Origin of the sequence: Cerasicoccus maritimus (genome assembly GCA_031296935.1) — a bacterium.
In the GTDB taxonomy this organism is placed as follows: Bacteria; Verrucomicrobiota; Verrucomicrobiia; order Opitutales; family Cerasicoccaceae; genus Cerasicoccus; species Cerasicoccus maritimus.
In genome coordinates this window covers 1-17,928 of sequence record JAVDPD010000020.1, presented here as the reverse complement: position 1 = coordinate 17,928, position 17,928 = coordinate 1, and the positions used below count along the sequence as shown (strand labels likewise).

Annotated in this window: 14 protein-coding genes; 7 read left to right on the top strand and 7 right to left on the bottom strand. The window is 58.5% G+C overall.

Annotated elements, in window-relative coordinates; all coding sequences use genetic code 11:
• The first annotated feature begins 95 nt into the window (after positions 1 to 95).
• Entirely contained in the window at positions 96 to 647 is a 552-nt protein-coding gene (locus tag RBB62_RS13020; RefSeq protein ID WP_309399347.1) for a hypothetical protein, read from the top strand.
• Positions 648 to 802: 155 nt separating this feature from the next.
• On the opposite strand, the gene RBB62_RS13015 is transcribed toward RBB62_RS13020, so the two are convergent.
• From RBB62_RS13015 to RBB62_RS13000, 4 genes are all read right to left on the bottom strand, one after another.
• A complete protein-coding gene (locus tag RBB62_RS13015) occupies positions 803 to 1,336 on the bottom strand; it encodes a PEP-CTERM sorting domain-containing protein (protein ID WP_309399346.1) in 534 nt (177 codons plus the stop codon).
• 79 nt (positions 1,337 to 1,415) lie between these two features.
• Complete coding sequence (locus RBB62_RS13010; RefSeq protein WP_309399345.1) at positions 1,416 to 5,519, bottom strand: choice-of-anchor I family protein; 4,104 nt, start codon at positions 5,517 to 5,519, stop codon at positions 1,416 to 1,418.
• Positions 5,520 to 5,720: 201 nt separating this feature from the next.
• Complete coding sequence (locus RBB62_RS13005; RefSeq protein ID WP_309399343.1) at positions 5,721 to 6,704, bottom strand: leucine-rich repeat domain-containing protein; 984 nt, start codon at positions 6,702 to 6,704, stop codon at positions 5,721 to 5,723.
• A gap of 156 nt (positions 6,705 to 6,860) precedes the next feature.
• On the bottom strand, positions 6,861 to 8,390 hold the full coding sequence (locus RBB62_RS13000) for an SLC13 family permease (RefSeq protein ID WP_309399342.1): 1,530 nt from the start codon (positions 8,388 to 8,390) through the stop codon (positions 6,861 to 6,863).
• A gap of 219 nt (positions 8,391 to 8,609) precedes the next feature.
• Here RBB62_RS13000 and RBB62_RS12995 point away from each other — a divergent pair, with 219 nt between their 5' ends.
• The gene (locus RBB62_RS12995; RefSeq protein ID WP_309399340.1) at positions 8,610 to 9,971 is read left to right on the top strand and encodes an SGNH/GDSL hydrolase family protein; all 1,362 of its coding nucleotides are present in this window, start codon (positions 8,610 to 8,612) and stop codon (positions 9,969 to 9,971) included.
• 64 nt (positions 9,972 to 10,035) lie between these two features.
• On the opposite strand, the gene kdsB is transcribed toward RBB62_RS12995, so the two are convergent.
• A complete protein-coding gene (kdsB, locus tag RBB62_RS12990) occupies positions 10,036 to 10,785 on the bottom strand; it encodes a 3-deoxy-manno-octulosonate cytidylyltransferase (RefSeq protein WP_309399339.1) in 750 nt (249 codons plus the stop codon).
• Positions 10,786 to 10,910: 125 nt separating this feature from the next.
• On the opposite strand from kdsB, the gene RBB62_RS12985 reads away from it, so the two are divergent.
• Entirely contained in the window at positions 10,911 to 11,150 is a 240-nt protein-coding gene (locus tag RBB62_RS12985) for a hypothetical protein (protein ID WP_309399338.1), read from the top strand.
• Here RBB62_RS12985 and RBB62_RS12980 read toward each other — a convergent pair.
• Entirely contained in the window at positions 11,129 to 12,427 is a 1,299-nt protein-coding gene (locus RBB62_RS12980; protein WP_309399337.1) for an AMP-binding protein, read from the bottom strand. The genes RBB62_RS12985 and RBB62_RS12980 overlap by 22 nt on opposite strands.
• Complete coding sequence (gene menC, locus RBB62_RS12975; RefSeq protein WP_309399335.1) at positions 12,412 to 13,452, bottom strand: o-succinylbenzoate synthase; 1,041 nt, start codon at positions 13,450 to 13,452, stop codon at positions 12,412 to 12,414. Before menC ends, RBB62_RS12980 begins: the two co-directional genes overlap by 16 nt.
• Before the next feature lie 74 nt (positions 13,453 to 13,526).
• On the opposite strand from menC, the gene guaB reads away from it, so the two are divergent.
• From guaB to RBB62_RS12955, 4 genes are all read left to right on the top strand, one after another.
• On the top strand, positions 13,527 to 15,083 hold the full coding sequence (gene guaB, locus RBB62_RS12970; RefSeq protein ID WP_309399334.1) for an IMP dehydrogenase: 1,557 nt from the start codon (positions 13,527 to 13,529) through the stop codon (positions 15,081 to 15,083).
• A 40-nt stretch (positions 15,084 to 15,123) separates the two neighbouring features.
• A complete protein-coding gene (locus RBB62_RS12965; RefSeq protein ID WP_309399333.1) occupies positions 15,124 to 15,768 on the top strand; it encodes an alpha/beta fold hydrolase in 645 nt (214 codons plus the stop codon).
• A gap of 81 nt (positions 15,769 to 15,849) precedes the next feature.
• Positions 15,850 to 16,203, top strand: a complete 354-nt coding sequence (locus tag RBB62_RS12960) for a Spx/MgsR family RNA polymerase-binding regulatory protein (protein WP_309399332.1) — start codon at positions 15,850 to 15,852, stop codon at positions 16,201 to 16,203.
• Positions 16,204 to 16,459: 256 nt separating this feature from the next.
• Positions 16,460 to 17,851: a DEAD/DEAH box helicase gene (locus tag RBB62_RS12955; RefSeq protein WP_309399331.1), complete on the top strand. Its 1,392-nt coding sequence runs from the start codon at positions 16,460 to 16,462 to the stop codon at positions 17,849 to 17,851.
• Positions 17,852 to 17,928 lie beyond the last annotated feature (77 nt).

The following is a 17,928-nucleotide window of genomic DNA, read 5'->3' as shown; positions in this document are numbered from 1 at the left end:
ATCTTGGTTGTAGGAAACCGCCATGCTCAAGCCTATTGGAGCCATCCGCACTTTTATTCGCTAGATGTTGGAATCCGCGCACCTTCATTTTCAAAATGATTGTCAAAATTCTCTTAGCCACGTGCGTTATTCTTCTCGCGACACTCTACTTCGCGGAAGAGATATTTGGCTCAGATGGCCCGGAGGGAATGGAGTTAGCTTTCCTACATCTAACAATTGTTGTCGTTTTTGTAGTCACAAATATTTTCTGCATATTCTGTGCCTTCAAAAAATCTACCAAAACAGGACTGTTTTTGAAAGCGCTCTCACTGCTTCCTATTGTCACATTGGCCGTTTACCTTTCAATCCCCTCCCTCACAACAAGTCGCTACGATATCCAAGTGCTATACGCTGGACCTCTCGACGAAGCTTACATCAAGACTGGAGGAATGTCTGGGATAATGAAAAAGGGAGAAACAAGAACGTTCAGAGATGAAGGAGACATCAAATTTTTCACTATCAGCATCGGTCGAGGAATTGATGAGATCGAACTTCTTGAGTATAATAATGGTCTAAACCAAATTGCGCCGCTCTTTGCTTCTCACATGCAATTCGAGTTTACTATCACAGGCGAAAGCCTCTCCTATGTTTACAAAGAGGTAGAATGAAAGCATACAACCGGACGAGATAGTTGCCACTTCATTCCGCGACTGATGGTGCTCCATGACGGTCACCGACTCTTAGCGTCCCCACAAATAAAAACCGCCCGGCGTTACGCGACCGGGCGGCTTGGTAAATCGGTAGAAGCTAGCGCGTCGCGTGGTTACTTGCGGCGGCGGACGTAGGCCAGCGTGAGCGTGGCGAGGCCGACCATCAGCGCGTAAGTCGAGGGCTCGGGGACATTCACGGGCAGGCTGAGTGTGCCAGTGGAAATGTTACCCAGGCTGTCTTCGAACTGGATTGCGATGCCGGATGCGAGGTCCGGTTGGTAGGCGTCGTATGTAATGTCGAGGAAGCTGCCATCGAAGCTGGAGCCGAAGTAATCGATGCCGGTGATCATCCCCATATCGTAGGTGATGAACGGATCGAGGTCGTCGTAGAGGTCGAAGTAAACCAGCTCGGTGGTGGTGAACTGAAAGCCGAGATCTTCGATGGTTCCATCGTTGATCGTGAGCGGATTGGTGTCCGCCGTGCCGGACGTCAGCCCGTTGTCCTCCACCACGATAAAACCGGTGATGCCCGTGCCCGCAAGCGGACCGGTATCGAAGCTTCCCGTAATCGGATCGAGCTGGAGCAAGCCAGCCGACGCCAGGGGCGCGGCCAAGGCAGCCGCCGCAAGGAGCAAAATGTTTTTCATAGGTATGGAATGCTGTGGAAATTAAAGGTGTGGCGCGGAGACGGTTTTGCGGCCGACCCCGCGCCCAAGAGTAGTAGGCTTAGATGCCGAACTCGATGCTGTAGAGCGTGACCGTGCCGCTGACTTCGTTGGCCACCGCGATGGTGGGAACGCCCAGCGGAGAATCTTCGGCGGCGATGAACTCGATGCCTTCCGGGCCGAGGTCGCCGGCTGCTTCCGTATCGGCGTCCACGGAGTAGTCGCGGTTGCTGATGTAGGCGTGGAAGATCGGCGTGCGCGGATCGGTGACGTCATAAACCATGAGCGCGCTTTGGCGCTCAAGGCCAAGGAACGCGAAGGTCTTCTCGCCAATCGTGGCAACGGTCAGCGCTTCCGGCTCAACGCCCTTCGCGTCGGAGCGGGACTCGAGGGAATCGTTGTCGTCGTTATTGGAGTGGAAGACCGTGGAGAAGAGCGACGCGGTGAACTCGTCGAGGTCGTTATTGCCATTGGCGCTGGTGCCGCCAACTGCGCGGAAGCGGCCGACCACCGGAGCTTCGTAAACCGACATGGAACGGCCACCGAAGACAACCGGCGTATCGATGTCGCCATCGCGGTCGAGGTCGGAAGCGACCAGGTTGATTTCGAGGCGGCCAAGCTGGTCGTCTTCCTGCAGCGGGATAAGCACATCGGCCACGGACGGATCGAAGACGTAGGTCGTTTCGCCGGCGTCACCGATGTCCTTGAAGCGGAGTTCTTCGTAGTCGCGGGCGTCACCTTCGTTCGCGGTGAGCAGGTAGCTCATGCCATTGTATTCGACGAACGCGATCGAGTCCGGCTGCGGCAGGCCGTAGAGGCCGGGCTCGACGGTGACGTTGATCGGCTCGTCGTCTTCGCCTTCATCGCGGTCACTGGCGTCGAGCGGGATGCTGGCGTAGTTGATCGTGCCGAGTGAGAGGATGTTGCGGATCGCGTAACGCTTGAGGTCGACGATGGCGACGGCGTTGGCTTCCTGCAAGCTGACCCAGGCAACGTCGCCCGAAGGCGCCAGTGCGATGTATTCCGGCTCAAGGTCCTGAGCAACCGTGTCGGCGAGACCGACATCGATTTGCGTCATCAGAACACCGCGGGCACGGAGCACATCTTCACGGCGATTCCAACGCTCGAAGGTCACTTCGGTGTGGGTTGCCACGGCGTAGCTGCCGCTGAAGTCGATGATCGAAACAGAGCCTTCCGGGTTGTCTTCGCCCACCATCTCACCTTCGTTTGCCACGACGAGCTGGCTGCCGTCCTTGGTGAAGGTGAGCATATCCGGCAAATAGCCTGCGGTGATCGGGCTGCCGATCATGGAGAGCGTTGACGGGTTGTAGAGCGTGACAACGCCACGACCGGCAACACCGTTTTCATCGGACCAAGCAACGGCGACTGCGTCACCGAGCGGGCCGGTAAAGGTGTCTACGCTGTTGGGCTCAAAGCCAGCTTGTGGCGCTGGGATGGAGTCGATCTGCGGCAGATTGCCGGAAGCTGCGTCACTGGCGTCGAGGACGCGGATGATGGCTTCGCCGGAAGCGCTGCTGACCACGAAGAGGCGCTCCGTGCCAGCGTGGTAAGCGACGATCTCAGCGCCGGACTCGTCGAAGAGACCGGAGTTGAAGGTAGCAACCGGAGTCAGGCGAAGTGCGCCGGGAGCGGCGACCGGAATGTCGTTGCCCACGGAGTCATAGCGCCAGCCGAGGTTTTGCACGCGGGCGTCTTGCGAAGGGTCCATTTCCTGCTCACCGTAGGCGAGCGCAGCCGTGCCAAAGAACATACCGAGGTATTCTTCGATAGCTTCAACTTCACCGATATCGAGGTCGACGAGGTCGAGGGCCAAGTCCGGGAACGGATAGCCGTCACCGCCGCCAGCGAGGAAGTCGAGCGTGACAACTTTGAACTCTTCAGTCTCAGCACTGTCGACGAATGCGCCGTCTTCGTAGATGAGGCGGGTCACGCGGCCGTCGAGGCCCATGAGGGCGATGGAGCGGATGGCAGCCGGGGTGTCCGTGCCTTCGTCGAACTCGCCGTTTTCATTGATGTCTTCCACCGGGTAGAAGGCGAACTGCAGACCGCCGACTTGTGGGAAGCGGCCTTCGGTGCGGTCACCAAAGCTGCGGGACACCGCGTATTGCAACACTTCGAGCAGGTCGGCGCCGGAGAGCGTGAAGGTCACGAGGCCGTTGTTGAAACGAAGCACGTTGGCGACGTCGAGCTCGGAGATCGCGCCCTTAGGTTTCTCGGCTGCGGGGTTGCCCTGCGGCGGCAGAAGCTCACCGGTGATGCCGTCGACTTCGCCAATCGGCGTGCGGATGCCGCCACCGTTTTTGAGGGAGATGACCACCGTCGAATCAATCTGCTGAGCCTTCCAGAGGTTGGCGTCGGCGGAGAGATTGCCGAGGTTGGTTTCTTCAGTGCGAACGCTGCCGCGCTCACCATCGAGGTATTGCGAAGTGTAGCCGTAGATGTTGCCATCCTGCGCAAGCACGATGCCTTCAACTTGATCGACGAGCGCCTTAACGAGTGCGCCATTTTCGCCAGCGGCGAAAGGAGCGGTAAGGTTGCCCCAGAGACTTTGCACTACAGAGTCAGTGGAAGCGAGCGGGCCGTTAACGGTGTCGTCGAGATCAGAAACGACCACGAGGCCATCGCTGTCGAACGGGACATTGAGGCGGCCGAGGTAGCTGTATTCACCGTCAGTGCTGACGATCAACGTGGTGTTGCCGTCGAGGTCGTTGACCTGCACCGGGTAAACATCTTCGGCGACATCACCGCTACGGAGCACGTCGTTGCTGTCGGCGAGAAGCGTATCCGAACCACCGGCAATGATCACGTCGACATTGCTCATCAAGGCTGCGAGTTGTTCTTCCAGCGAGATCTGCTGGAGGTGCGAAACGATGATGACCTTGTTCACATCGTCGCTGGTTTCCGCCGCGCCGTCGAGGCCAAGGAGGACTTGGTCAACTACCGGTTGAAGCTGGCTGGCAAGCAACGTCATGTCGTTGTCCTGCGCGCCAATCACGACCGTGCCGCTGGGCGAAGAGATGATGTTCAAGCGCTGAGTCGTCGCGCCGACCACACCGATGCGCTCACCGTCGACGTTGATGATGGCGGCCTTGCCGATCTTGGTGGAGTTGTATTGGCTCTGCGGGAACTTGTTCAGATCAAGCGGATCGAAAGCGAAGTCGTTGCCATCGAGGATGTCGCCCACGTAGACACCACTCAAGTCGGAGTCGGCCGAGAAGTCGAGGTTGGCCGAGAGATACGGGAACGTGGTGCCGGGCCATTCGATTTCCGGGCCCACGATGTTCGACGGATCGTCGATGCGGTCGTTGTCGAACTCTTCTTCGATCAGGTCACGGAGTGTTTCGGAACCGAGGTCAAACTCGTGGTTGCCAAGCGCCGATGCATCGAACCCGATGATGTTCATGATCGTGATATCGATCGCGCCATTGCGGGTTTCGATTTCGCTGCCTTCGATGGCGTCGGTCAGCGAGATGCCGAAGAGCGCTTCGTAGGCGTCGCGCAGATCGTCTTCGAGGGAGAAGTCACTGGAGGCGCTAAAGAACGGACCGGGAATGATGTTGTCACCTGCGGAAAGAATGATCGTGCCGTCGGCGCTGCCGGGGTTTTCTTCGCAGAACTGAGCGATCGCCGCAAAATTCGGCGCGCGGCCAATTGCGTCGACGCCGCCTTCGAGGTCGGAAGCGTGGAGCACTTGCAGCGTGTAGCTGGTCGCGCCGATGCGCGGGGTCTTGCTCGGCGCATCAGCGGAGCGCGGCGTGGCGCTGGAACCAACGGTGGCCGTGTAGCCCGTGTAGTTCGTGCTGAGCACCACGGCGCCCGAAGCAGTGACTTCGATTTTACCGCCGGCCGGCAGCGTAGAGCCTTCGCCAAAGGTGAAAGAAGGCTTCTCAGCGGAGAGCGCGATGAAGATCGTTAAGTCTTCCACGCGGACTTCACCTTGTGCGCCGCCAGTGGTATTTTCGAGAGCAATCGTGATGCCTGCGAGATCATAGGCCTCGCCGATGTCATTTACAAAAACGGTCAATCCGTCCTCGGCGTTAATCGTCAACGTCGGCTCGGAATCCGCTGCTTGCGCGTGCAACGAAGGCAGCGCAAAGGCCGTCAGGGACAGCCCGGAAAAAAGTGCAGTCGATAGAATTTTCATGAGTAGGGAGTTTGAACCAAAAGCCAAATGACTTCTGCGGGGGGTATTCAAAGGACCCTATCCTTCAATCGGTCAACCACACTTCAGGTTACGAGTGGTTAAGATTTAGTAACGCAATGTTAAGGGAAAGTGAACTCCTTTTAATCATCAGGGGTCGCGGCCACTCATTACATTATAACCACCAAGCAGCACCCTGTGACGCTAAGGTAAAACCGTAACTTGGATGTCAAAAAACAGTGTACCACCGGCGAAAAGCACACTCGCGGTGCGATAACCGTCGGAGTCCATTGCCTCGATGACAACGCCCTCGGTGGACCAATCCAGCAAGTCCCCCGAAGCGCGCGGCTGGTAACTCACGCCATCTTGATTGGCGTAGTAGCGGATTTCAAAATAGAGGCCATCGGAGCTCAATGCGGGATAAAAATCCAGCGGTTTATACGGCGCAGTGTTAAACGCATAACTCAACGCAACCGGCTGTGGTGCACGCTCGGGATACTGTAAGAAATCAGCGTAGTCTAAGTGAGAACTGAGCAGCCATGCCTTTGCGCGATCCAGCTCGCCGAGGTCGACCGTGGCAATGCTATAGCCCGGCGCGTAGGTCCAACTTTGCGATGCAAAGCCTGTAGCGTCGGTGAAATAATACGCCGTGCCCGCCACACCCAAAGCATTACTATCGAGCATGGGCGCATCGCCCAAAAAGTAAATGTCGCGCAGTTGCACATTGTCGGCGAAGACACCAGGGTCGATAAAATCAATCGTCGCCGGCAGGACCACACGCTCCAGCGCACAACCGAAGAACGCGGCTTCTAACAACAGCGACACGCCGGACTCAAACGTGACCTCCGACAAGTTGGAACAGCCGGCAAAAGCATACTCACCGACTTCAAGCACGCCACCGGGAATCGTGACGTTGGACAGCCCCGTGCAGTATTCAAATGCTTCAGCGCGAATAAACAACAACGCGGACGGCAGGGTCAGCGCCGTTATGCTCCCCTGCCCGGCAAAGGCGCCGACATCGATCTCCGTCACGCTTTGCCCGTTGATCGATTCGGGGATCGTCACCTCGCCGCCGACGCCGGTGTATCCCGTGATGATCGCCTCACCGAAATTTGTATCGTAAGTAAAGTCGCCGAACTGCGCGGCCTGAACCAACGTAGCCTTAGCGTACAGAAAAATGACAGCCATGCATGCTGCCCGGGGAAACAGTGGAGCGATCATCCGTTGGCAATCGCAAGCTAACCCACCACCTGCAAAACAAAAAAAGCAACGTTTCCGTGAACGGAATGTGGCGGTTGTGCAAAGTCAACAAACGCGCCCCCACAAACTTTGCGATGCAAAGTGTTACTCGACAATGGCCCAGGTCGGCAATTCGTTGAGGACTACGTCGAAGACTGGAACCATCACGAAATAAATCAGCGCCGTGATGATGAAGATGCCCATCACGTTGAGCGCGAAACCGCTCCTGACCATCTGTGGAATCGTCACCCGGCCTGACCCAAATACGATCGCATTCGGCGGCGTGGCCACTGGTAGCATGAACGCGCACGAAGCCGACATCGCCGCTGGCGCAAGCAGGATCAACGGGCTCTGCCCGATGCCAATTGCCACGCCCGCGAGCACCGGCATCAGCAGCGTGGTCGTCGCGGTGTTGGACGTCATTTCGGTGAGGAAGGTGACCAGCGCCGCTAGGCCCATGATGATGATTAGGATGGGCATCGTCTCGAGGAAGGAAACTTGATCGACCGTCCAGGCGGTTAGACCGGACACCTTGAAACCCTGCGCCAGCGCGAGGCCGCCGCCAAAAAGCACGAGCACGCTCCAAGGCAGCTTCACCGCCCACTCCCAGTTCATGACAAACTCGCGCTTCTTGATGTCCACGGGGATGAGGAACATCGTAATGGCGCCGGCAATGGCGATGGTGGAATCCTTGATCATATTCGTCGCGGGGAACCACTCGGCAACCCAAGTGCGGGCGATCCAGCAAGTTGCCGTTACCGCAAAGATAATGAGCGCGTAGCGTTCGCCCTTGCCCATGGGCCCGAGCTTCGCCAGCTCTTCCTTGATCAAGTCGTCGCTGTTGGGCAGCGCGAGTCCCTTCATCGGGTTGGCAAAACGGGTCAGCCATACCCAGCACAGCGGAATAAAAATCACCACCAGCGGCACGCCCACGGCCATCCATTTGAGGAACGAAATCTCGTAGTGGTAGGTCTTCGAAAGGTAGCCGGCGAGCACGGTGTTGGGCGGCGTGCCAATGATGGTCGCGATACCGCCGATAGACGCCGCGTAGGCAATGCCGAGCATCAGGTTGGTGCCAAAATTCTCAATAGACTTCTCGGGCACGCTGAGCTTGAGCAGGGCAATTTCATCGGTGGCCTGCGAAATAATCGCCATGCCGATAGGCATCATCATGACCGCCGTTGCGGTGTTGGAAACAAAGGCCGACAGCGCCGCCGTCGCCACCATGAAGCCAAGCACCAGCCGGCTGGGCGAAAACCCGATCAGGTGAATAATCACCAGCGCAATACGTCGGTGCAGATTCCAGCGCTGCATGGCGAGCGCGATTACAAAGCCCCCCATGAAGAGGTAGATCAAGTGGTCGGCATAAGGCGCCGTGGACTCCTGCGAGGACATCACCCTAAGCGTCGGAAAGAGCACCATCGGCAGCAGACTCGTGGCGGGAATCGGAATGGCCTCGCTGATCCACCAGATCGCCATCAGCGCCGCCACAGCGGCTACGCGCTGCCCCTCGATCGACATGCCTTCCGGCGTGGGAATGAGCAGCACGATGAAGAATACGAGGGGGCCAGCAATGAGGCCAATGCGTTGGCGCAGGCAAGATGAGTCGTCGGAAGACGCAGCAGACTTAGTCATGTAGAGATTTAGGCAATTAGGGGAATCAGAAGCGTTAGGTTAAGGTTTCAAAATGAAATCTAATATATGTCGAGCTTAAGAAGTGGGGTTTCATGCCTCAGCCGTTCAATCGATCAACTGATTCGAGCTTTAGGACTTGCCTCGCTAGTGCATATATCCAACCCTTGCTGCATGATCTCCACCCCAAAGATAAACCGCCTTCGGGCCGCTATTTTTGCCATGCTTGCAGCCTCCGCTACGGTCTTTGCCTCGGTGCCCACGATTCAGCCCGGCAGTGCTCCCCTTTCAGTCTCTGTCGGCACCGGAACCGTGGAGTTGGGCGGTAAAACGATCACCGTACAGCCTGTCGAGTTGACCGTGGCCGCACCCGTTGCCATCGAGAAAAGCGGTATCTTCACCACACCGGACAATCACGAGAAATACTGGGACGCTTGGCTGCCCTGGCCTAGGGAAAATCCTAAGAAGCAGACATATGGCGCCATCACCTTCTCCGAGCGTAATGACGAACACGGCGTGCCGATGCTTGGCGTGCCCTATCGTCAGTATCCGCCTGAGTCCATTTTCGTCACCAGCGAAGACGGTGCCACGACTTACACTGCCGGGCAGGATTATCTACTCTTCGAAAACTCCGGCCAGATCGCCAATCTAAAGAACCGCCTCGGCCAGCCTGGCCAAGGCAAGTTAAAGGTCAATTACATCGAAGTCCTCCAGCGCCTTGATCTCGTGCAGGTCAACGCGCAGGGCAAGGTCTCCATCAAGCAGGGCAACTCGCGCTTTGTGTGCCCTCACCTGCCCAAGCCCGACGCCGGATGCGCGCCGCTGGCCGGCATCTATGTCGCCCCCTGGCAACAGGCCTCAGCGCCACTGAGTGCTGACTTGGTGTTGCCCATTCAAACCATCGATCCAGTGGCACCGTTCAACCCGAACTCAGTGGCCAAGACCCGCGCCAAGCTCGATGCGGGTAAGCCCGTGACCATAGCCTACATGGGCGACAGCCTCACCCTCGGCGCCGAAGCCGGCCTGTGGTGGAAGGACGACACCCAGCACTGGCGGGGCCGTTTTCAACACACACTCCAAAATCGCTACCCAGATGCCGACATCAGCGAGATCGCGGCGTGGCAAGGCGGCAAGGGCACGGAGTTTGCCCTGCAAGTCCTGAACGAGACCGTGCTTCCAGCCAAGCCAGACCTGCTTATCATCATGATGGGCATCAACGACGCCGACGGTCCCTCCGACGGCAGCCGGGCGAAGGTGGCCGTCGCCCAATACGCCAAGCATATGGATGAGATCATCACCGCCGCACGCGATGCCGGCATCGAAGTCATCCTGATGACCTCCATGGAGCCGTACCCGATGAAGCCCGGCGGCCACGCCCAACGCTGGCCCGACTACGTGAAAGCGCAAAAGAAGCTGGCGGCCAAGCACCAAGTTGGCTTAGCGGACACCTACACTGAGTGGCTCAACCTGGAGCATCGCGGCATGCCACCCTACTCCCAGCTTCACAATTGGAACAACCACCCGGGCTCCTTCGGCCACAGCGTGCTAGCCAGCGTGCCGCTGCGATTCTTCCCCGGCCAATAGCTACCAGCAAATTTCCTATCGTAGATAGCCCCCAGAAAAGACCGTCGGCTCAGGTCGGCGGTTTTTATCGGGCTAGCAGGATGTCACGTGCGCGCTCGAGGTCCGCCATGGTGTCCACGCCGATGGAGCGGTAATTCGTCTCCACTACGGTAATCGAAAAACCATGCTCCAGGAAGCGCAGCTGTTCGAGTTTCTCAGTGGTTTCGAGGTCACCGGCGGAGAGCGTCGGGTAGCGGGTCAGCGCTTCACGGGTGTAACCATAGACACCAATATGCGCCCAGAACTTCCGCGTGGCCAGCCAGTTCTCCTCCGGCACATCGCGCACAAAGGGGATCGTGGCACGCGAGAAGAGCAGCGCCTGGCTGTTGCCGCCCCGGGCGACCTTGACCACATTGTGGTTAAAGAGCTCCACCTGATCCTGAATCGGGCGCACCGCCGTGACGACGTCGCCACCGGCTTCGGCGCGTTTTTCCACCAGCGCATCCAGCAGCTCAGGCTCCATGAAGGGTTCATCCCCCTGCAAATTAATGATGAAGTCACCCTTGAGTTCATCGAGTAAATACGCAGCTCGGGAAGTGCCGTTGGGGCACTCCTTGGGCGTCATTTTCGCCACGGCGCCCCAAGCCTGCGCGCGGGCAAAAACTTCATCGGAATCGGTCGCGATCACGACTTCCTCGGCTTTTCCCATGGACATGGCTCGTTCCCAAACCCACTGCAGCATCGGCTTGCCGCCAATATCCAGCAACACCTTACCGGGCAATCGCATGGATTCAAGGCGGGCGGGGATAACTACGCTAACTTTTTCGTTTTTCATGGAAAAAATGAAGTGATTTACTTATATCGTTCAGAAACATTTTATTTGAGCCGATGTATTAACATCATAATACCTTGACTCAGATACAAGCCTAAGCCGTGTTAGGCAGCTCCTCAATTCCCTCCATGAACCAAATAGTTCCCATTGTCTTCTGGTCGATCAAAGTCGCCATTCCCACCATCCTATTTCTCATTGGGGTGCAACTCCTAATTGTGAGCCACAGCAAGTGGGAATCATTGGTGGGACGTGTAGTCGGCGTCAATGATTTAGAAATTTCCAAGACCGGCTTCGTGGTGCTAAAGGTGTTCGCAACGCTGTTTATTGCAGCTGCTCTGGGCATCTCCTACGTCTTGTTTATCAAGTAATAGACCCGAGCCCAATCCGGCTTACCATGCGCCGTGCGAGGCGCTTCGTCCATTAGATACCAATTTTTGGGCCGCATTTCCGGCACTAGCTCGGCGCGCGCTTTATCCGCCAACGCAACGCTGTCACAGCTGGCAACGGCCACCACGGTCAGCGCCTCGCCCCATTGCCGATCTGGCACGCCAAGGGCAATTACGTCGCGAATCTCCGGCCACGCGAGGAGACGCTGCTCCAGCAGATTCGCATCCACCTTACGCCCACCGGTAATGACAAACCGTCCGGCGCGGCCCAGCACTTTCAGCCGACCATCGGCCAAGGCACCGCGGTCGTCCGTTGACCAAAATTCGCCTGCACGTGGTGCCTCCCCCCAATAGCCTTGGAAGAGCGCTTCGCCGCTCAGCTGGATTTGCCCGTCGGTAATCTCCAGCCGCCAATGGGGCAACACCTCGCCCGCAAAGGGATCGCTGCCTGGCTCGACTTTTGACAACGCCACGGTCGCCGCAGCCTCGGTCAGCCCGTAGGCCGTGTAAATTGAAATGCCTGCCGCGAGCGCATCATTGACCAACTCTCCGGTGCTCGGGCCGCCGCCGACCAGCACCGCACCACAATCTGTCAGCCAGTGCCGCCCCTGATCCAGCACGCGCCGCAATTGCGCGCCGACCACCGAACAATGCGCCGACGCTAAGTCGAAGCCCACGGGTGCCGCCTCTTCCAAACGAGCATCACAGAGCCAGAGCCGACCACCGGTCAATGCCGTCCGCAGCGCGAGCATCAGCCCGCCGATGTGGCACGCAGGCAGCGGGCAAACGGCATTCAACACCGTCCCTCCCCAGTAGCTCTGGTAGCCGCGCACCGACGCGAGAAGCGTCTCCGCCGTGTGGACCGCAAATTTAATCCGCCCACCGGTGCCGCCTGTCGGCACCAGCACTGCCCCCGCCTCGGGAGCATTCATTTCGCCTGTAAACATGCGCTTGGCGGTGGTATTTTCACTCGTTTTGAGCACATTCGCCGCATTGGGAATCTGCGCTTCGGCCTGAGCCCACTCATGCGCGCCCCAAGCCGGACTCGTTAAAAACACCGGGCGCGCCTCCAGCATAGCCGCGAATACCGCCGCCAGCAAATGCACACGATCGACCTCGCAAATAACCACTGGGCCGGCCTTTTCCTTGAGCGCCTCAGTCGCGGCAGCAAAGGCCGCGTTAAATTCAGCCTGCTGCTCTGGGCACGCCAGCCACGGACGGGAATTCAGCTGCTCTAGCTTACCTACAAATGCTCCCATACTTCGTGTTCAAGTCCGTTTGGCCAATCAGCGTTGCTCAGCTCCCAGCCAATGCGCATGGGGCAAAGCCCATCGTCTTCGAGCGCCGAGCTGGCGTCAAGACCTGCCGGTGCCAGAGGCGGCCAATCCAGCGCAGCCAGCTCCCAAACAGCCTTGAGGCCGATTACGGTTTCAAAAGAAGTCGAGTAAACCACTCGCTGGCGCGGATGCCCCGTGCGCCAACGCAGATACTGCGCGCGCGAGCCCAACAGCGATGGCTTCACGATCAACACCGCGTCCGGGCAATGCCTTGCGACCTCAATCAGCGACTCAACACCGACCACGGATTCGTCGAGCGCGATGGGTACATCCATGCCGTCTGCGCGATCCATCATCTCCTGCTCACGACCGACCGCCAACGGCTGCTCAAGATAATCCACCACTTCGCGATGCGCCATACACCAGCTAAGCCAGGCCTTGTAATCATCGTCAGTCAGACTACCGTTGGCATCTAGCCGCAGGCGCACGCCCTTGGGCAGCTTGGGCACCAACTGGTTCGCGAGTTCAATTTCCTGCTTACAGGGCAGCACCCCGATCTTCCATTTGTAGGCGCGTCGCCCCAATGCCAGTTGCTGCGAAAGCGTCTCCAAGGCGTCCTCCCCAGCGGGCAATAGTCCTGCCACTGGCACGCGAACCCCCGGTAAGGTCGGATCCACCAGTTGTGTAATCGCACACTCCATTCCCCAGTGGAGCGTCGGAAGCTTAATTTGCCTTAGGCAAGTCGGCTGAATCGTGGATCCAAACTCATTCAAACCCAGCTGTTCGACCAGCGTACTGCCTTCGAGCAGGCCTTTGCCATTAGGATCAAACCAAGGAATTGGTGCCACTTCGCCATAACCCACACGACCATCGGATGTCTGCAAACGGATCACCACGCCTTCTCGCTCCACCCACTCGCCATATGCCGTCACCAAAGGTTTACGGAAACGCCGACGGTAAAGCCGGTAATCGAGTTGAAGTTCTTGATTATGCGATAGCGGGGTCATACAGAAATAGGAATGCTTTTCACTTGCCGAGGCAGGGTGCGAGCCCATAATCCCCAACGGCAATACACATTGCCATGAGCGAAACCATCGACCAAGCATTTTACAAGGCAGCGGATGACTTTTTTACGGCCCAAGCCGGCATCGCGCTGACCTATGACGACGTAACGCTGGCCACGCGCCACTCAGCTGTTTTACCGCGCAATACCATCACCGAGATGGAGCTCTCTAGCGGCCTGCATTTGTCCCTGCCGATTATCTCGTCGGACATGGATACCGTGACCGAAGCGCCGATGGCCATCTCCATGGCGTCCAACGGCGGCCTGGGACTCATCCACTACAACATGAGCGAGCGCGAGCAGATCAAGCAAGTTGCCCGCGTTAAAAACAACATCCACGGCCTGATCCAGGACCCGATCAAGATCGGCCCGGAGGCCTACATCGCCGACGTCCTCGCGATCATTGACGAAAAGGGCTACAAGTTCAGCACCTTCCCTGTCGTCGAAGACAGCGGCAAGCTACTCGGTCTCCTGCCCGGACGCGTCGTCAAGGAGCGCTACCGCGACCGCAAGGTCATCGAGGCCATGACGGACCGGAAGGATGTTTACACGATTTCTACCAAAGACATCGAGGAAGACCCGATTGCCGCCGCCGACAAGTTCTTCAACGAACACCTCGGCATTCACAAGCTCCTCGTCGTCGATGAGCAAGACCGCCTCCACGGCCTCTTCACCCTCAGCGACATTGAGCGCATCAACGATGAGCAACGCGCCAACGTAAAGCCCGCGCGCGACCGAGCTTTCCGCCTTGTCTGCGGTGCCGCAGTCTCCGCTCCGCGCACCAGCGAGGGCGATCTCGACCGCGACCGCATCGTCGGGCATGTCGGCGCGCTCGTCAACGAGGGCCTCGACGCGGTGGCCATCTCCACCGCTCACGGCCACAGCGAAGGCGTTGGCCAGGCCATCAGCCTGATCCGCCAGGAATTTAAAGACCTAACCATCATCGCGGGCAACGTCACCAGCGCCGAGGGCGTGAAGTTCCTCGCCGACGCCGGTGCCAACGCGATCAAGGTTGGCCAGGGCCCCGGCTCCATTTGCACTACCCGCATCGTCGCGGGCGTGGGCATTCCGCAGCTCACCGCGCTTTATGTCTGCAGCAAAGCCGCGCAAAAATACGGCGTGAAGATCCTTGCCGATGGCGGCATAACCAAGAGCGGCGACATCGTTAAGGCCCTCACCCTCGCCGACGCCGTCATGTGCGGCAGCTTGCTCGCCGGTTGCCGTGAAGCGCCAGGCCAGATCCTCGAGATCGACGGCAAGCTCTACAAGCAATACCGCGGCATGGGCAGCCTCGAAGCCATGAAGGCTGGCAGCGCCGCCCGCTACGGCCACGCCAGCAAGGACAAGAATCGCAAGATCGCAGCCGAAGGCATCGAAGCGCTCAAGGAAGTTTCTGGCAGCGTCGACGCCGTGCTCGACCAGCTTGCAGGTGGTCTGCAAAGCGGCATGGGCTACCTCGGCGCCCGCAACCTCGCCGAGCACAAGGAGCGAGCCCGCTACATCCGCGTCTCCCCCGCTGGCCAGCGCGAAAGCTCCCCGCACGACGTCGTCGAAGTCAAAACCAGCAAAGAATAGGCAGCGTCCCGCTGCACCGTTAGATTTTTGCACTGCAAAAATGGCTAACCATACCGGGAGTAACGCAACGTTGCATGTCTATCCCGGCATGGGGGCCACGGCTGCGATGTATGACGCCTCCGCGTGGCAAAGCCTTGCTTCGGCCAGTTTCCATGACTGGCCGGAATGGCGCGGCGAAGCCACGCTGCCTGACTGGGCGAAGCGCTTGATTGCTGAGCACAACATTGCTGCGGGCGACATCGTTTGCGGTTCTTCGCTCGGAGGCATGATTGCGGCGGAGATTGCCAACCAAATCAATGTCGGTGGATTGGTCCTTCTGGGCAGCGCTCAGCATCCCAGCGAAGTCAACCGACTGCTTTCCAGGATACACCCGTTGATCGATCTCGCACCGCTTGCCTTTGTCCAAATGTCTGCGGGAAAAATCCCGATGGAGCTGTCCACGATGTTCGCCCAAAGCGACGCCGCGTTCATCCGCGCAATGTGCCGCGCTATTTTCCAATGGCAGGGCCTGCAAGCCCAGCCGCGCATGCTGCGTATTCATGGCAAAAAAGACCGCGTCATCCCGCCGCCAGACCAGGTGGATGCATGGTTACCATGCGGACATCTCGTCGCCATGGATGAGCCAGAGGCATGTTCTCACGCCATTGTGGAATTTCTGACGAACAAATCACACAGCACAGACTAATAGTTACAGAAGGCGATTGGACTTTCTTGCCGCCCCTCTTTCTGCTTGGCGCAACACCGAGGCGTTTTTTAAATCCACCGCATGCTCAAGTTTTACGAATACGACAAGTGCTCCACCTGCCGCAACGCCCGCAAATGGCTCGACGCCCAAGGCGTCGCCTACGAACGCTTGCCGATCCGCGATACGCCGCCTTCCCCCGCCGAGCTCCAGACCATGCTCGACGCCTACGACGGTGACATCAAAAAGGTGCTCAACACCAGCAGCGCTGACTACCGCACCAGCGGCATCAAGGACGAGCTGCCCAACCTGAGCCCGAGCGACGTCTTTGCCCGCCTGCAGGATACCGGTAACCTCGTGAAGCGCCCGTTCCTGATTGGCGACGGCGTGACCATCGTCGGCTTCAAGGAAGCGGAGTGGGCAGCCCAGGTCAGTTGACCTGGGAGTTTAAAGGTTAAAGAAAAAAGATTAAAGTCGGCAAAAAACTCTTATATTAACGCTTGCCAAGCGAACTTTAATGCCCATTGTCCATCGCAAGCTACTCGGGGTTGTCCCGAAAACCGCCGCATTTTGTGGGGTTACGCTCCTGAACCGGTCTCCATCGATGAGTGATTGTTTCAGAATCACTTCACTTCATCGAAAGCACCCGCCAATTTAATTCGGCTTTTAAAGCCTGCGGGCAAGACAGACCTATATGAGCGAGACTCAATCCTTCGAGGCCCTGCCACTGGCGGAGCCCCTGCAACGCGCTTTGCGCGAAAAGAACTACACCACGCCGTCTCCGATTCAAGCGCAGGCCATTCCAACGCTGCTGGAAGGCCGTGATTTGCTGGGCTCAGCCCAGACCGGCACCGGTAAAACCGCCGCCTTCGCGCTGCCGATTCTGCACCAGATTCACGAAGGCCCTGCGCGCCTCGTGAAGAAGCAATTCCGTGCGCTTATCCTGTGCCCGACCCGCGAACTCGCAGTCCAGGTCGGCAAGAGCTTCGACACCTACGGCAAGCATCTGCGCATCTCCACCGCCCTCGTTTATGGCGGCGTCGGCGCGACTCCGCAGATCAAGGCACTGCGCCGCGGCGTAGACATCCTCGTAGCCACTCCCGGCCGCCTGCTCGACCTGTATGAGCAAGGTCACTTCACTTTTGATGGCGTAGAGTTCTTCGTGCTCGACGAAGCCGACCGCATGCTCGACATGGGCTTCATCCACGACATCAAGAAGATCATTTACAAGCTACCGGTGGAGCGCCAGTCGCTCTTCTTCTCGGCCACGTTCTCCAAGAACGTGACCGACCTGGCCAACGAGATCCTCGACAACCCGGCCGAAGTTCGTATCGCTCCGGAAAAGCAGACTGCCGACGCCGTAGACCACCGCATGTGCTTTGTCGATCGCGACGACAAGATGCTCCTCCTCCAGCAGCTTCTCGACGACCAAAAGGAGAAGGAAGGCAAGCAGCTGACCCTCGTTTTCAGCCGCACTAAGCACGGCGCGGACAAGCTTGCCAAGGCCCTCGGCCGCGCTGGTCACCGCTCCGAAGCCATCCACGGCAACAAGTCCCAAGGCGCGCGCCAACGTGCGCTGGAAAACTTCCGCCGCGGTAAGGTGGGCATCCTCGTGGCAACCGACGTTGCCGCACGCGGCATCGACGTGAAGGATATCACGCTCGTCGTCAACTACGACCTGCCGGATGAGCCCGAAGCCTACGTGCACCGCATCGGCCGCACCGCCCGTGGCGGTGCCGAAGGCGTGGCCCTCTCCTTCTGCACCAGCGACGACCTCAATGAACTGCGCGCCGTCGAGCGCCTGATCAAGCAGCAGGTTGTCACGCACGATGACCACGACTTTCACCAGCCCAAGGTCGAAGCGCGCCGCCAAACTGCTGGACGTCCCGGCCAGGGCAAACGCTTCCAACGCAAGGGCAAAGGCGGTCGCAATGGCGGCGGTGGTGGCGGACCGTTCCGCGGCAATGGCGGTGGCGGCTTCCGTGGCAAAGGCGGCGGCGGTGGTTTCCGTGGCAAGGGTGGCCCACGCGGCAAACGCAACTTCCACGCTCGTCGTGGTCCGCGCCAAGCAGCCAGCGAAGCCTAAGTTATTTAAGCAAAAACACCGCTCAGCAATGGGCGGTGTTTTTTTGTCTGCGCGAAAGCGAAGCGCGCGAAATTGGG

Bases quoted from the DNA above. Each gene is read 5' to 3' on its own strand.
- RBB62_RS13010 (WP_309399345.1), bottom strand. From the start codon at position 5,519: ATGAAAATTCTATCGACTGCACTTTTTTCCGGGCTGTCCCTGACGGCC.
- RBB62_RS12965 (WP_309399333.1), top strand. From the start codon at position 15,124: ATGGCTAACCATACCGGGAGTAACGCAACGTTGCATGTCTATCCCGGC.
- RBB62_RS12985 (WP_309399338.1), top strand. From the start codon at position 10,911: ATGAACCAAATAGTTCCCATTGTCTTCTGGTCGATCAAAGTCGCCATT.
- RBB62_RS12955 (WP_309399331.1), top strand. From the start codon at position 16,460: ATGAGCGAGACTCAATCCTTCGAGGCCCTGCCACTGGCGGAGCCCCTG.
- menC (WP_309399335.1), bottom strand. From the start codon at position 13,452: ATGACCCCGCTATCGCATAATCAAGAACTTCAACTCGATTACCGGCTT.
- guaB (WP_309399334.1), top strand. From the start codon at position 13,527: ATGAGCGAAACCATCGACCAAGCATTTTACAAGGCAGCGGATGACTTT.
- RBB62_RS12995 (WP_309399340.1), top strand. From the start codon at position 8,610: ATGCTTGCAGCCTCCGCTACGGTCTTTGCCTCGGTGCCCACGATTCAG.
- RBB62_RS12980 (WP_309399337.1), bottom strand. From the start codon at position 12,427: ATGGGAGCATTTGTAGGTAAGCTAGAGCAGCTGAATTCCCGTCCGTGG.
- RBB62_RS12960 (WP_309399332.1), top strand. From the start codon at position 15,850: ATGCTCAAGTTTTACGAATACGACAAGTGCTCCACCTGCCGCAACGCC.
- kdsB (WP_309399339.1), bottom strand. From the start codon at position 10,785: ATGAAAAACGAAAAAGTTAGCGTAGTTATCCCCGCCCGCCTTGAATCC.
- RBB62_RS13015 (WP_309399346.1), bottom strand. From the start codon at position 1,336: ATGAAAAACATTTTGCTCCTTGCGGCGGCTGCCTTGGCCGCGCCCCTG.
- RBB62_RS13020 (WP_309399347.1), top strand. From the start codon at position 96: ATGATTGTCAAAATTCTCTTAGCCACGTGCGTTATTCTTCTCGCGACA.
- RBB62_RS13005 (WP_309399343.1), bottom strand. From the start codon at position 6,704: ATGGCTGTCATTTTTCTGTACGCTAAGGCTACGTTGGTTCAGGCCGCG.
- RBB62_RS13000 (WP_309399342.1), bottom strand. From the start codon at position 8,390: ATGACTAAGTCTGCTGCGTCTTCCGACGACTCATCTTGCCTGCGCCAA.